The following is a 13,001-nucleotide window of genomic DNA, read 5'->3' on the forward strand; positions in this document are numbered from 1 at the left end:
ATCGAGCAGCAGGACGGGTCGAGGCCCGGTTCGCGGTCGGGGCCGAGTCCCGGCCGTGGTCGTGCCGCTGGCCCTGTCGACGTTGGTACTGCTGGTCGCGGGGTGTCAGCGGGGGGATCCGGGCGACCGGCCCGAGGGGTCACCCGTCGTGCGCGTCGAGCCCAGCGGTCTGAGCATGCTGCTGGGAGCGGGTGACCTCGGTACCGGCTGGCATGCCGACGACGCGCGCCCCGGGCTGCCACCCTGGCCGTGGGAGCAGGACGACTGCCCCGACTACCGGAGCGCCGACTACCCCGCGAAGTCCCACCGGCGCGCTGCCGTGGAGCGCTACTACCGGCTGCCGGACGGCTCGTCGCCGGCCCACCACATCGTGGAGACGTACGAGCCCGGCTGGGCCGAGCGGAACGTCGACGACGTCCGTCAGGTCCTGCGGCGATGCGCCAGCTACCTGGTGCACGGATCGCGGGTCTCGTTCGAGATCATCGACCCGCACTATCTGGGCGATGCCGGTCTGCTCGTCCGGGGCCGCATCGCCCACACCGCCACCCCCACTACTACCGCTAGGTACTTCGTCATGGTGAAACGGGACGAGACGGTCTCGACGATCAGCCTGCCCGATCTGGGCAACCAGGCTGCGGTGGATTCGATCGCGGCGAAGGCGGTGGCCCGTCTTGGCTGAGCGGGGAGGTCGTAAGCTGCCGCGCCGTTGGATCGTCGGCGCCGCCACCGTGTCGCTCGCCGGCATCGCGACGGCCGCGTTCGGCGCCACGCGCGTCCACGAGGGTGGCGGAGCTGACGCGTCACCCGGCCGTTCGCCGTCCGGTCCGGTCCCCACCACGCCGGCCGTCGACCTGATGAAGCCGGTGCGGGCGCGGATCGAGGCGTTCGTCGACCGGTACGACGGCCACCTCGCGGTGGCGGCGCTGGATCGCCAGGGCACGGCCACGGTGACGGCCGGCGACACGCGCTTCCAGACCGCCAGCATCGTCAAGGTCAATATTCTCGCCGCGCTTCTGCTGCGCCAGACGCCGCCCGGCAAGGCCCTGGGGTCGGAGACCAGACGGTTGGCCGAAGCCATGATCGTGTCCAGTGACAACGACGCGGCGGTGGCCCTGTGGCAGAAGATCGACCGCTCGCGCGGCCTCACCGCCGCGAACCGCACACTCGGTCTGCGCGAGACCAAGCCGAACCAGCACTGGGGAATGACCACGACCACGGCCGCCGACCAGCTCCGTCTGCTGACGGCGTTGACGTCCGCGAAGGGACCGCTGACACCGCAGGACCGTTCCTTCGTGATGGGCCTGATGAAGAAGGTGATCCCCGAGCAGCGCTGGGGCGTCACCGTCGCGCGGGAGCCGGGCAACACCTCCGTGTACGTCAAGAACGGCTGGGACACCGCGGACGTCGACGGCGGCCGCTGGATCGTCAACAGCATCGGGCGGATCGTCGAGGACCGTCATGACTGGTTGATCGCCGTGCTCTCCGACCATCACGTCAGCCAGGAGGCGGGCATCAAGGTGGTGGAGAAGGCCGCCACGTTCGTCCTCAAGGAGATGCGCGCCGCCACGGCGGGCGACGGCCCAGCGCAGGAGTAGGCCGTCGCCCCGGGGCGCGTGTCACCGGTCGGTGTGGTCGCCGGTTCAGGTGCGATCGGCGGCCAGGGGCAGTTGTGCGACCGGCACGAGTCGGCGGACGCCGCGGCTCGGGCTGGGCTGCTCGGTGCCCCGTACGGTCGCGATGTCGGCCGCGAGCGCCTCGATCTGCTGGCGGGTGACACCCGGCATGCAGATCAGGTGGCTGATGCCGCCGTCGGCGTTGGAGAGGCCGTAGCGGCGGGAGATCGGCGGTGGGGGCGTGGTGAAGTACACCGTGAACGCGTGGACGTTGCGCCAGGCGGGCCAGCCGACGCTGGCCAGCAGGGAGTGGGCGAACCGGGCCGTCTCGCGGGCCCGCTCGGCGCGTTCGCGGTGCCCGTCCTCGCCGAGCAGTCGCAGCGCGTACCACATCTGGACCGCCAGTTGGCCGCAGCGGGAGCCGCTGATGGTGCTGTCGGTCGTGGCGGTGTAGGAGATCCGGCGTGCTGCCCGTTGCAGCGATCGGCGGGTCACCACCAGCCCGCCGGGCACGGTGGTGCCGTAGAACTTGTGGCTGGAGATGGCCACGGAGTCGACCACGCCGCCGAGATCGATGGCCACCGGCCGGTCCGGCAGCAGGGCCAACGGCACGCCGGCGAGCGCACCGTCGACGTGCAGGTGGGCGTTGCGGATCGCCAGTTCGGACAGGGCGCGACGCACCCGGGCCGGGTCGTCCACCGCCTCGGTCACCGTGGTGCCGGCGTTCGCCACCACGATGGCCGGTCGGTCCCGACGCCGGGCCAACTCGCCCCGCAGATCGTCGTAGTCGATCTCGCCGGTCACGTCGGTGCGGATGACCACCTCGGGGAGGTTGAGCATGCTGGCGGTCTTGCGGATCCAGTCGTGGGTCGCCTGGCTGTAGTAGAGCACCGGGTTCGCACCCGCGAACCGGTCCCGGGCGAGCAGAATGGCCGCCTGGTTGGCCTCCGTGCCACCACTGGTCAGATATCCCCACCGATCGTCGGAGGGGGCGCGGAAGAGGTTCGCGTGCCAGTCGATGACCTCCCGTTCGTAAGCCTTGGTGTGACCGGTGTCGGGGTCGGTTTCCGGATCACCGACATTGTTGATCAACAATCCGAACAGCGAGGTCACGGGTCCATAGTCGATATCCACTGCGGCCGGGAAGCCGATCGACCTGCGTGCTGACAGAGCGGCGCGTAGATGCTCGATTTCAGCGTTGAGGGAAAGGTCGTCGGGAACGCTGGTGGGGGAGGTCACGGGCTCTCCGTTGATAGGCGACTCAGCGATGAGTGGACCATGACGTCGACGTCCAGGCAACCGTCTCCGAATCGCGATCAAGCCGACTCGCGGTGCATGGTTGATCGCGGTGTGTGTGCGATGAGAGGCTGTGGTGACGTCTTTGGAGGGACTAAACACCGTGGCGTACGACAGGCCAGGAACTCGCTCGGGTCCTTTTGCGGGGAACGCCGAGGATTGGAGAGCGGCGGCGAGTGCCGGAAGGACGACGGCGGTCCCCTGGGACCAGCAGCCGAGCAGCCAATCGTCCCTCCCTCCGGAGCCGTCGGCGACGGTCGGCCGCCATGGTTGGGTGGCGCCCCCGAACGCGATGCCGTCTCCGCCGGTCGAGCAGCAGCCACCGATTCCCTGGCAGTCCGCGCCCTCGGCGTACGCGCCGCCACCGGTGGATCCGTCGCCGGCCGCTCGTGAGTCGCCGCCCGCGCCCCCGATCAGCGATCCGGAGACGCGGCGGATCTGGGCGTCGTTGCGGTCCTCGGCGTTGAGCCGGGTCGGGCTGATGAACACGATGCACGGCCGGCACGCGTGGGCGCAGCGGCGACGCAACCCGCTGTGCCCCTACGGATTCGCCTTCCTCTACGCGATGCCCGTCGTGGGCTCCACATCGGATCGTCCGGTCTTCGAGGTGGGCGCGGCGACGCGTCTCGACAAGGCCGGTGAGGACGTGTCGTACCTGCCCAGGTTGCTGTACGACCTCGCGCAGACGGCACGGCACTACCTCGACAACGGGGGACTGGACCCGCGTCAGCCCCCGCAGATGTGCAACCGTGTCGACGAGCGGATCACCGCCGAGTCGACCTTCATCGGGCTCGCGGTCAGCTCGCTCGACGGCCCGCTCGGCACCTGGGAGCAGACGATGCGCCGGGTGGAGGGTGAGGACCGCATCCCCGGCCGCTTCTACATCCAGCTGATGGATCCCGAGGAGACGCGGATCGTCGTCGACCGGCCCACGGATCCGTGGGAGAGGCCGCTGATCCAGTCCACGACGCCGCTCCACGAGGCGTGGCGACCGTTGCAGAGCTACTCGGGCGACGCTCCCATCTGGACGGGGATCGCCCAGTTGGCGACGCTGGTGCACCTCGGTGCGCAGCGGATCACCTCGGCCAGGGGCGCCGGCTCCTAGCGGGAACGACGGGCAGGCGGCACCCCGTACGCGGCGCCGCCTGCCTCGATCCGCGACTCAGAGCGTGAGGTGACCCAGGTCCTCGTCGACCTGCCGCGTCGGGTTGGTCTCGCGCTCGCCGATGCCGCTGAGCAGGTCGGGCCGTCGGGCCCGGACGCTGATCGCCCAGAGCACGCCGACGAGCACGAAGAGGCCGACCGTCCCGGGCACCAACCAGGCGCGGTGGGAGCCGGGTGGCGTGCCGAGCGCCGCGCTGATGTTGACCAGCGTGACCAGCAGGATCACCGCGATCGCGATACCGCCGAGCGTGGGGGCGATCGCCCGCGCCCACAGCGATTCGCTGCGGCCGCCGCCACGGGCGAAGTAGCGGACGGTGGCGAGTGAGCTCACCGCCATCAACAGCATCAGACTGACCGCGGCGATGTTGCTCAGCCAGGTGAACATGGTCAACGCCTCGGCGCCGCTCACCACGAACAGCAGGATGACGATCAGGGCGGTGATCGACTGGGTGATCGAGCCGCCCAGCGGCGCCCCCGACCCACCCTCGCGGATCGTGGCCAGCCGAGCGGGCAGCAACCGGTCCTTGCCGAGAGCGAACAGGTATCGCGCCACGCTGTTGTGGAAGCTGATCATCGCCGCGAGGACGCTGCTGACCAGCAGCAGGCCGCCGAGCGCCACCAGCAGCACACCGGCGCTACCGGCGCGGGAACCCGAGAAGACCTCGAACGGCAGCGGCGCCGCCGGATCGCGGGCCAGGTCGACGACCCGGTCGGCGCCGACCGTCGCCACCATCGCCCAGGCGCAGAGGGCGTAGAGCAGGCCCAGACCCAGAATCACGTAGATGATGCTGCGCGACACCGCCCGTGCCGAGCGCGCCTCCGCGCCGTACGCGGCGATGGTCTCGGTGCCGAAGAACGCGGCGAAGCCGAGCGGAAGCACCGCGAGGCCGGCCACCACCCCGGCGTCGAACAGTTGCGTCGGGTTGAGCGCCGCGAGCGTCAGTTGACCGCCCGCCGGGTGGGCCAGCCCGACCAGCACGAACACCAGCAGCAGCGTGACCTCGACGATCAGGATGGTCCCGAACATGGCGGTGCTGACACCGGTGCGTTGCAGACCGAACGCCGCGACGATGGCCCAGGCGAGGAGCGCGCCGAGCCACCATGGTCCGCCGACCAGGCCGCTGACCACCGAACCGAGTAGTCCGTACAGCGATATCTGAATGGTGTTGTAGGCCAATAGGACGACCGGCGCGCCCGCGACTCCGACGAGTCGGGACAGGCCGGCGGCGAGGGCGGTGTAGAAGATTCCACTGGGCTGCACGTAACGGGCAATGGCGATGTACCCCGGCGCCCACAGCAGCATGACGGCCGTCAACAGCAGGAAACTGGAGGCCACAGCGGTATTGCCGGTCGCCGCATAGGTGGCGACGATACCGCCGACGAGAACCGCCATCGGCGACGATGCGGTCGCCCCGAATGTCACCAACGAACTCGTTCGCAGAGTTTTGCGTGCCAGTCCCCGCTCGGCGGACACCGTCAGGGGGGTCACCGAAGGCGTGACCATAACTGAACCTCCCCAGGTTCTAGGCGATAGGTCAGGGACGGGACTCGATGACCTTACAGGTGATCTCGCCGTTACTGGGAGCAGCGGTCCGCAGAATTTGAGCGCCCTGGGAAGCGGCGTGGTGATTCGGGAGGCGGCGTCGCAGGTCCTGTGTGGACGACCAGCTGCGCTGATCCGTGACCGCCCCGGCGGAGGGATGCCGAATCACCCCGCGGAGGGAAGCCGGACACCCGCGACCGGTGCGATGGTCGGGTCACGGCCGGCGGTGTGCCGGGACAGACGAGGCGTCGCGGGTGTGGGTGGTGGGGTGACGATGACAAAGCAGGTTGTCCGGGCGGCCCGGATGTTCGACGGCGAGCGGCTCACCGATGGTGGGGTGCTGGTCCTCATCGAGGACGGGCGGATCGCGGACGTGCGGCGGGGTTGGACCGACGCGCCGGAGGGCTGGCCGGTGCGGGAGGCGCCGGACGGCACCCTGCTGCCCGGCCTGGTCGACGCACACGTGCACCTCTGCGCCGACGCCGGCCCCGACGCGCTCGGTCGACTCGCCGAGCGCGCCGAGGCGGAGCTCGACGCGGTCATCGAGGCGTCACTGCGCGCGCACCTGACGGCCGGTGTCACCACCGTACGGGACCTGGGCGATCGACGTGACGCGGTGCTCCGATGGCGGGCTCGGGGAGTGCGCGACGACCTGCCGACGGTGGTGGGATCGGGCACGCCCATCACCAGCGTCGGCGGACACTGCTGGGCGCTGGGGGGCGAGGCGAGCGGTGTCGACGGTGTGCGGGAGGCCGTGCGGCTGCGGGCGGCGGCCGGCGCGGACCTGATCAAGATAATGGCCAGCGGTGGGGTCTTCACCCCTGGCACGGACACCAGCGGGGTGCAGTTCACCGATCAGGAGATGACCGCCGCCGTCGAGCAGGCGCACGAGCTGGACCTGCCGCTGACCGCGCACGCGCACGCCCTGAGTGCGGTCGAGCAGGCGCTGCGCGTCGGTGTGGACGGCATCGAGCACTGCACCTGTGTGACCCCGGCCGGGGCCCGCGTACCCGACGAACTCGCGGACCGGCTGGCCGCGTCCGGACCGGCGGTCTGCGCCACGCTCGGCAGCGATCCGGCCGTGGTCACGCCGCCGGAGGTGGTGGCGATGGCGGAGCGCGCCGGGCTCAGCGCCGCCGCGCTGCGGGCCGGCGCTGCCACCCTGTACCGGGCCGGGGTCCGTCTGGTGGCCGGTTCGGACGCGGGCCTCGGCCCCGCGAAACCGCACGGGATCCTGCCGGAGACCCTCGTCGAGTACGTGACCTGCGGCATTTCCGCCACCGCCGCCCTCATCGCGGCCACCGTGGTCGGCGCCGAGGTGTGTGGCGTGGGCGGCGTGAAGGGCCGCGTCCGGCCCGGATTCGCGGCCGACCTGTTGGTCGTCGACGGTGATCCGACGAGCGACATCCGGGTGCTGCGCCAGCCGCTCGCCGTGTACCGCGCAGGTGTTCGGGTGGTCTGACGTCAGGGGCGGGTCACCGGTGCCGGCGGGCCATCCACTGCCAGAGGTGCGTGCCGTGGTGGCTGGGGTCGTTGCGGGCCACGTAGATCCAGGACCAGTGACCGGGGAACTGGTAGCCGTTCCAGACGACGTGGTCGTACAGGGTGACCAGTGAGCCGCGGATGAGGTCGTGGGCGTGGACCGTGTTGCTCTCGGGCGGCACGGTGTCGTCGTCGAGCGAGGTGACCAGCCAGGTGGGCGTCCGGATCGCCGCCAGCTCCGCGTCGGTGATCAGCGGCGGGCCCTCCCCGCCGAGCGGCTCGACGACGCCGCAGATCGGCACCGACGCGGCGAACAGGTCGGGATACGCGACGGTCATCTTCAGCGACATGTAGCCGCCGTTGCTGCAACCGACGACGTGGATCCGATCGGGGTCGACGCGCTCGCGCCGGACGAGGTCCTGGACGATCTCGCGGATCAGCGGGGCGAACCGGGGCCCGTCCTCCATCCAGTATGAGGTGCTCTGCGGCGCCACGACGTACGCGCCGGAGAAGACGCGCTGCGCCTCCGGGGTGGCGAAACCCAGCGCGCCACGGTTGGCGCGCAGCGTGGTCTCGTTGTCGTAGTAGTCGTCGGGCAGTGAGGCGCCCTCGCCGGCGCCGTGCAGCCAGAGGATCAGCGGCCGCCGGCCGTGCCGGGGCGGACGCTCCGGGGAGTACAGCCGGTACTTCATCCCCGACGCCGAGACGTGGTGGGTGAAGGCGTCCACCTCCGGGTTCGACAGTCGCCCCTGTACGAAGCGCGTGATGGTGAGCGGTGCGCCGTGGCGGCGGACGAGCGGGGTGTTCTGCGTGATGGTGTAGACGAGGTCCAGCCGGACGTTGCGGCCCCTGCTCAGGATGTAGCCGAGGGTGCCGCCGCCGGGTTGACCCTCGGCGTGGCTCAGCTCCAGCACGATGTTCCCGTGTCGGTCGAGTCGGGCCGCGGTCACCGTGCGGTCCAGGTCGTACTCGCTGAAGATCAGGTCGCCGGGGGCGATCGGGATCGGGCTGGTGGCCTTGGCGTGCACGGTGAACGTGCCGGGGGTGAGCCCGGCGGGATCGATCGGGCCCAACCGACGGGTGTCGAGGGTGACCGAGGTGACCTGCTCACCGCCGTCGAGCGTCCGCGCGTCGAGGGTGAAGCCCACGCCGGTCTCGTGGTGACGGTCGTCGGCCTGGGCGGCGACGCCCGGCAGGGTGAGACCGAGAGCGGCCCCGGCACCACCGGCCAGCACGGTACGGCGAGTGACAGGCGTGGACATACGGCCCCCCGTTTGTAGACAAACGTCGATGGCACCCCACCGTAACGGCGCGGAAATCCACTGGCAACCGGTGCCGCCACCCGCCGGTCAGGGCGCCCCGGGTCGTGACTCCACCCGGACGGCGCCCCGATCGGGTCAGTGCGGAACGGTCAGCTCAGGCGCTCGAACACCGAGAACGGGTAGACCCAGGCCTGGGTGAAGATCAGCCCCAGTCGGTGCAGGTACCGCTGGCAGGTGTTCGGCTGCGCGGGGTTGGTGCAGAAGGTCACCCACAGCTCGGAGTACCCGTCCTTCTCGGTCGGGCTGTGGGCGTACACCTCGTCCCGCGTCACGAACTGCATCGAGGTCAGTCGGGGGTCCTGCACGTCGTTGGGGAAGGACAGGGACGTGTCCAGGCCGTACAGCACGATCTCGTTGGGGAACACGCAGACGCTTGCCTGGAAGTACAGCTCGTAGATGGTGGTGTAGGTGGCGGTCTCGTAGACCTGCTCGGAGACCTCCTCCCGGTAGCAGGGGGTGCCCGGCGGGAAGGCGGGCGGCGGGGGAACCTGAATCACGTTGGTCCCGACGCCGCCGATGGCGCGGGCCGCCCGGTGCGTCGACGCCACGGCGAGACCGCCGTCGACGCAGGCCTTCTTCGTCGTGCAGACGGCCGGGCCGGGCGTCGCCGCCGACGCGGCCGCCGCCGGAACCGCGAGCGTCGCCGCGAGCACGGTCAGGGCCAGGACCAGAGGCTTGAGATGTACGGACACATGACCTCCATCGATCGGATCGGTGCGCTCTGCGCAGGAGCAGGATCGCGGATCGGATCGGACTCTGGCCGGGATTCCGTACACCGCCGTACACTGACGAACGTCTATTGTCGACGGTGGGGGGCTGGGCACTGGATGCCGCGGGGGCGCAGACGTCTGACGACCTCGCCGGCCTGTTGCGGGCGTTGCGACGCAGGCACGCACGCCAACGGGGCGACGGCGAGCTGACCTATCGGGAGCTGGCCGCCCGCACCGGATGGTCGCACACCGCCATCGCGGAGTACCTGACCGGAAAGACGCTGCCACCCACCGACCGACTCGACGCCCTGGTCCGGCTCCTCGGTGCCACGCCGGCCGAGCAGGGCGCGTTGGCCACCGCCCGGGACCGCATCGAGGAGAGCCGCCGCCGGGCGCCGCGCACGCCGGGTCGGCTGGTACCCCGGCAACTACCCGCCGACGTGGCCAGCCTCGCCGGCCGCGACGACGAGGTGGCCATCCTCGACAAGCTGGCCGCCGCGCCCACCTCCGTCGTGGTGGCCGCCATCTCGGGCACCGCCGGGGTCGGCAAGACGGCGCTGGCCGTGCACTGGGCACATCGTGTCGCCGATCGCTTCGACGACGGCCAGCTCTACGTCAACCTGCGCGGCTTCGACCCGCGCGGGCAGGCGGTGAGCCCGGCGAAGGCGCTGCACGGCTTCCTGGACGCGCTCGGCGTTCCGGCCACCCGGGTGCCCGCCGACCTCGACGCCCAGGCCGCCCTGTACCGCAGCGCGCTGGCCGGCAAGCGGATCCTCGTCGTGCTGGACAACGCCCGGGACGCCGAACAGGTCCGCCCGCTGCTGCCCGGCACGCCCACCACCATGGTCCTGGTGACCAGCCGCAGCCAGCTCACCTCGCTGGTCAGCCTGGACGGCGCGTACCCGCTCCCGCTCGGTCTGCTCAGCCGCGACGCGGCCGCTCACCTGCTCACCAATCGGCTCGGTGTGGAACGGGTGGCCGCCGAGCCGGAGGCCGCCGAGGCGATCATCACCGCGTGCGCCCGGCTGCCGCTGGCGTTGAGCATCGCCGCCGCCCGGGTCCAGCAGTCCGGCTTCGGGCTGGCCACCCTCGCGGCCGAGCTGGGCACGGCCGGTCGACGGTTCGGCGTACTGGACGCGGGTGACGCGGTCGGTGAGGTGCGGGCGGTGTTCTCCTGGTCGTACACCTCGCTCGACGCGCCGACCGCCCGGCTGTTCCGGCTGGTGGGCCTGCACCCCGGCCCGGACATCACGGTGGCCGCCGCGGCCAGCCTGTCCGGTCGGCCGGTGGACGACACCCTCCGGCTGCTGATCGAACTGACCCGCGCGAACCTGCTGGCCGAGTACCGGCCCGGCCGGTTCACCGCGCACGACCTCCTGCGTGCGTACGCTGCCGAACTCAGCGACGGCACCGATCCCGTGTCCGACCGCAGGGCCGCCACGATCCGGCTCCTCGACCACTACACCCACACCACCCACGCCGCCGACGCCCTGTTGCGCCCGCACAGTGACCCGGTCGACCACCTGATGGCCCCGGCGGCGGCCGGCGTACGCCCGGAGCGGCCCACCTCGCACGCGGAGGCGCTGCAGTGGTTGACCGCCGAACACCCGGTCCTGCTCGCCGCCCAACGCCTGGCCGCGAGCACCGGCCTCGACGCACACACCTGGCGGCTGGGGCGGGCCCTGGACACGTTCCTGGACCGGCAGGGGCACTGGCACGACCGCGTCGAGACCTGCCGGGCGGCCCTGCTCGCCGCCGAACGGCTCGGCGACCCGGTCGCCCAGGCGGTCGCGCACCGCTTCCTCGCCGGTGCCCACACCGTGGTCAACCAGTACGCCGACGCCCACGGCCACCTCGAACGCGCCCTCGACCTGTACGTCGCCGGCGGTGACACCGAGGGCGAGGCGCGTACGCACCAGAATCTCGCCTCGCTGTGGGACCGGCAGGGCGAGCCCCGCAAGGCCCTGGCGCACTCGCAGCGGACCCTCACCCTGGCCCGGGCCGCCGGCCACCGCAGGGCCCAGGCCGACGCCCTCAACGCCGTCGGCTGGTGCCACGCCCAGCTCGGCGAACATCTCGCCGCGCTGACCTACTGCGAGCAGGCACTCGACCTGCTCCAGCAACTCGACGACCGGGCGGGGGAGGCCGCCACCTGGGACAGCCTCGGTTACGCACACCACCACCTCGGGCAGTTCGGTCGCGCGGTGGAGTGTTACGAACGCACGCTCGACCTGACCCGGGAGCTCGGCGACCGCTGGGGCGAGGCGGACACCCTCAGCCGGCTGGGCGACACCCGCCTCGCACTCGGCGACGCCGTCGCCGCCCGCGCCGACTGGCAGCGGGCGGTGGACATCTTCACCGCCCTGGACCACCCGGACGCCGAGGCCGTCCGCGCCAAGTTGCAGGCACGGTGAGCGTCCGCGGCGGGCCTCAGCGGCCCTGGAGGCGCTTCACGTTGTCGCCGAAGGTCCACCCCTTCGACCCGTCCCAGTTCGCCGACCAGGTCATCAGGCCCTTGAGGCCGGGCACGGAGTTCCAGGCCTGCGTGACCAGCGACGTCGACAGGTAGCCACCGCCCGCCCCGACCTGCGCGGGAAGGCCGGGGACCTGCTTGTCGTACGGCACCCGGATGGTGGTGCCCTGGATGGTGAGGCCGTTGTTCAGGCACTGCGTCTGCACGGTGAAGCCCTGCACCGTGCCGGCCGGGTAGGAGTCGCCGGAGCAGCCGTACATGCTGCCGTTGTAGTACTGCATGTTGAGCCACCAGAGCCGGCCGTTGTCGACGTACTTCTTGATGATCGGCAGGTACGAGCCCCAGATCGAGCCGTAGGTGACGCTGCCGCCGGTGACGTACGCCGTCTCCGGCGCCATGGTGAGGCCGAAGTTGGCCGGCATCCGGGCCAGCACGCCGTCGATGATCCGGATCAGGTTCGCCTGTGACGTCGACAGGGTGTTGATGTTGCCGCTGCCGGTGAGGCCGGTCTCGATGTCGATGTCGATGCCGTCGAAGTGGTAGGCCGTCAGGATCGGCACGATCGTCGCGACGAACCGGTCGGCGACCGCCGTGGAGCTCAGGTCGATGCCGGCGGCGGCACCGCCGATCGACATCAGGATGGTGGCGCCGGCAGCCTTGGCCTGGCACATCTCGGTCGGGGTCGGGACCTTCACGCCGGCGTCCATGCCGTTCTCCCAGAGCACCGTGCCGTCCGCGCGGATCACCGGGAAGGCCGCGTTGATCACGTTGTAGCCGTGTTGGGGGAGCCGGCTGTCCGTGATCGGGATCCAGCCGAGCCCGGGGTGCACGCCGTTGGACGCGCCGTCCCAGTTCTCCCAGTAGCCCTGCAACACCTTGCCGGTCGGCCGCGACTTCACCGCGCAGGTCCCGCCGGTCGGCGGTGGCGTGGTGGGGGGAGCGGTGGTCGGGGGCGCGGTGGTCGGTGGTGCTGTGGTGGGCGGCGCGGTCGTCGGCGGTGCCGTGGTGGGCGGGGGAGTGCTGCCGGAGCAGGCCCCCAGGTCACGCCAGAGCGACGGGGTCGAGGCGGGGTTCCAGCCGGCGCCCGGGTACGCGGTGTGGGTGACCAGCGCCTGGTAGAGCCGGCCGCCGTAGGTGACCTGGGTGCCCACCTGGTAGGTGGTGCCCTCGGCCCAGGCGGGTGCGGTGCAGGCGACCAGCGCGACGGCGTTGGTCGAGGGCACGGCGGCCATGCTGCTGGGGACGAAGGCGACGGCGGCCGTGACGGACATCGCCGCCCCGGCCAGCACTGCGACGATGCGACGGCTTCTCATGGCTCACTCCCCAGGCTTCGACGACCCGCGACCTCCACATATTGACGTTCGTGACGTTTAATATCAAGGGTTGTTTACAGATAAC

10 protein-coding genes are annotated in these 13,001 nt (G+C 71.2%); 5 read left to right on the forward strand and 5 right to left on the reverse strand.

Annotation, left to right across the window (positions count from 1 at the left end):
* The first annotated feature begins 148 nt into the window (after positions 1–148).
* Together AC3EN4_RS15665 and AC3EN4_RS15670 are read left to right on the forward strand one after the other, a co-directional pair.
* Positions 149–679 carry a hypothetical protein gene (locus tag AC3EN4_RS15665; protein WP_435206552.1) on the forward strand — a complete coding sequence of 177 codons (531 nt, stop codon included), beginning with the start codon at positions 149–151 and terminating at the stop codon, positions 677–679.
* A complete protein-coding gene (locus AC3EN4_RS15670; protein ID WP_435206553.1) occupies positions 672–1,595 on the forward strand; it encodes a serine hydrolase in 924 nt (307 codons plus the stop codon). The genes AC3EN4_RS15665 and AC3EN4_RS15670 overlap by 8 nt, the downstream gene beginning before the upstream one ends.
* 45 nt (positions 1,596–1,640) lie before the next feature.
* Here AC3EN4_RS15670 and AC3EN4_RS15675 read toward each other — a convergent pair whose 3' ends face one another.
* Positions 1,641–3,011, reverse strand: a complete 1,371-nt coding sequence (locus AC3EN4_RS15675) for a histidine decarboxylase (RefSeq protein ID WP_435206597.1) — start codon at positions 3,009–3,011, stop codon at positions 1,641–1,643.
* A gap of 172 nt (positions 3,012–3,183) precedes the next feature.
* On the opposite strand from AC3EN4_RS15675, the gene AC3EN4_RS15680 reads away from it, so the two are divergent.
* Positions 3,184–4,014: a hypothetical protein gene (locus AC3EN4_RS15680; protein ID WP_435206598.1), complete on the forward strand. Its 831-nt coding sequence runs from the start codon at positions 3,184–3,186 to the stop codon at positions 4,012–4,014.
* Between the two features lie 57 nt (positions 4,015–4,071).
* On the opposite strand, the gene AC3EN4_RS15685 is transcribed toward AC3EN4_RS15680, so the two are convergent.
* Positions 4,072–5,577, reverse strand: a complete 1,506-nt coding sequence (locus AC3EN4_RS15685) for an APC family permease (RefSeq protein ID WP_435206554.1) — start codon at positions 5,575–5,577, stop codon at positions 4,072–4,074.
* A gap of 313 nt (positions 5,578–5,890) precedes the next feature.
* On the opposite strand from AC3EN4_RS15685, the gene AC3EN4_RS15690 reads away from it, so the two are divergent.
* Positions 5,891–7,078 carry an amidohydrolase family protein gene (locus AC3EN4_RS15690; protein ID WP_435206555.1) on the forward strand — a complete coding sequence of 396 codons (1,188 nt, stop codon included), beginning with the start codon at positions 5,891–5,893 and terminating at the stop codon, positions 7,076–7,078.
* A gap of 13 nt (positions 7,079–7,091) precedes the next feature.
* On the opposite strand, the gene AC3EN4_RS15695 is transcribed toward AC3EN4_RS15690, so the two are convergent.
* Both AC3EN4_RS15695 and AC3EN4_RS15700 read right to left on the reverse strand, forming a co-directional pair.
* Positions 7,092–8,360 carry a prolyl oligopeptidase family serine peptidase gene (locus AC3EN4_RS15695; RefSeq protein ID WP_435206556.1) on the reverse strand — a complete coding sequence of 423 codons (1,269 nt, stop codon included), beginning with the start codon at positions 8,358–8,360 and terminating at the stop codon, positions 7,092–7,094.
* Between the two features lie 149 nt (positions 8,361–8,509).
* A complete protein-coding gene (locus AC3EN4_RS15700) occupies positions 8,510–9,112 on the reverse strand; it encodes a hypothetical protein (protein WP_435206557.1) in 603 nt (200 codons plus the stop codon).
* Positions 9,113–9,228: 116 nt separating this feature from the next.
* Between AC3EN4_RS15700 and AC3EN4_RS15705 the strand changes: the two genes are divergently transcribed.
* Positions 9,229–11,544 (forward strand): ATP-binding protein, encoded by a 2,316-nt coding sequence (locus AC3EN4_RS15705; RefSeq protein WP_435206558.1) that lies wholly within the window; start codon positions 9,229–9,231, stop codon positions 11,542–11,544.
* Positions 11,545–11,560: 16 nt separating this feature from the next.
* Here the strand turns inward: AC3EN4_RS15705 and AC3EN4_RS15710 are convergent, their stop codons facing one another.
* Entirely contained in the window at positions 11,561–12,916 is a 1,356-nt protein-coding gene (locus AC3EN4_RS15710) for a carbohydrate-binding protein (RefSeq protein ID WP_435206559.1), read from the reverse strand.
* Between the last annotated feature and the right edge of the window lie 85 nt (positions 12,917–13,001).

It is taken from the genome of Micromonospora sp. bgisy143, from assembly GCF_057708145.1.

Bases quoted from the DNA above. Each gene is read 5' to 3' on its own strand.
- AC3EN4_RS15685 (WP_435206554.1), bottom strand. From the start codon at position 5,577: ATGGTCACGCCTTCGGTGACCCCCCTGACGGTGTCCGCCGAGCGGGGA.
- AC3EN4_RS15690 (WP_435206555.1), top strand. From the start codon at position 5,891: ATGACAAAGCAGGTTGTCCGGGCGGCCCGGATGTTCGACGGCGAGCGG.
- AC3EN4_RS15695 (WP_435206556.1), bottom strand. From the start codon at position 8,360: ATGTCCACGCCTGTCACTCGCCGTACCGTGCTGGCCGGTGGTGCCGGG.
- AC3EN4_RS15710 (WP_435206559.1), bottom strand. From the start codon at position 12,916: ATGAGAAGCCGTCGCATCGTCGCAGTGCTGGCCGGGGCGGCGATGTCC.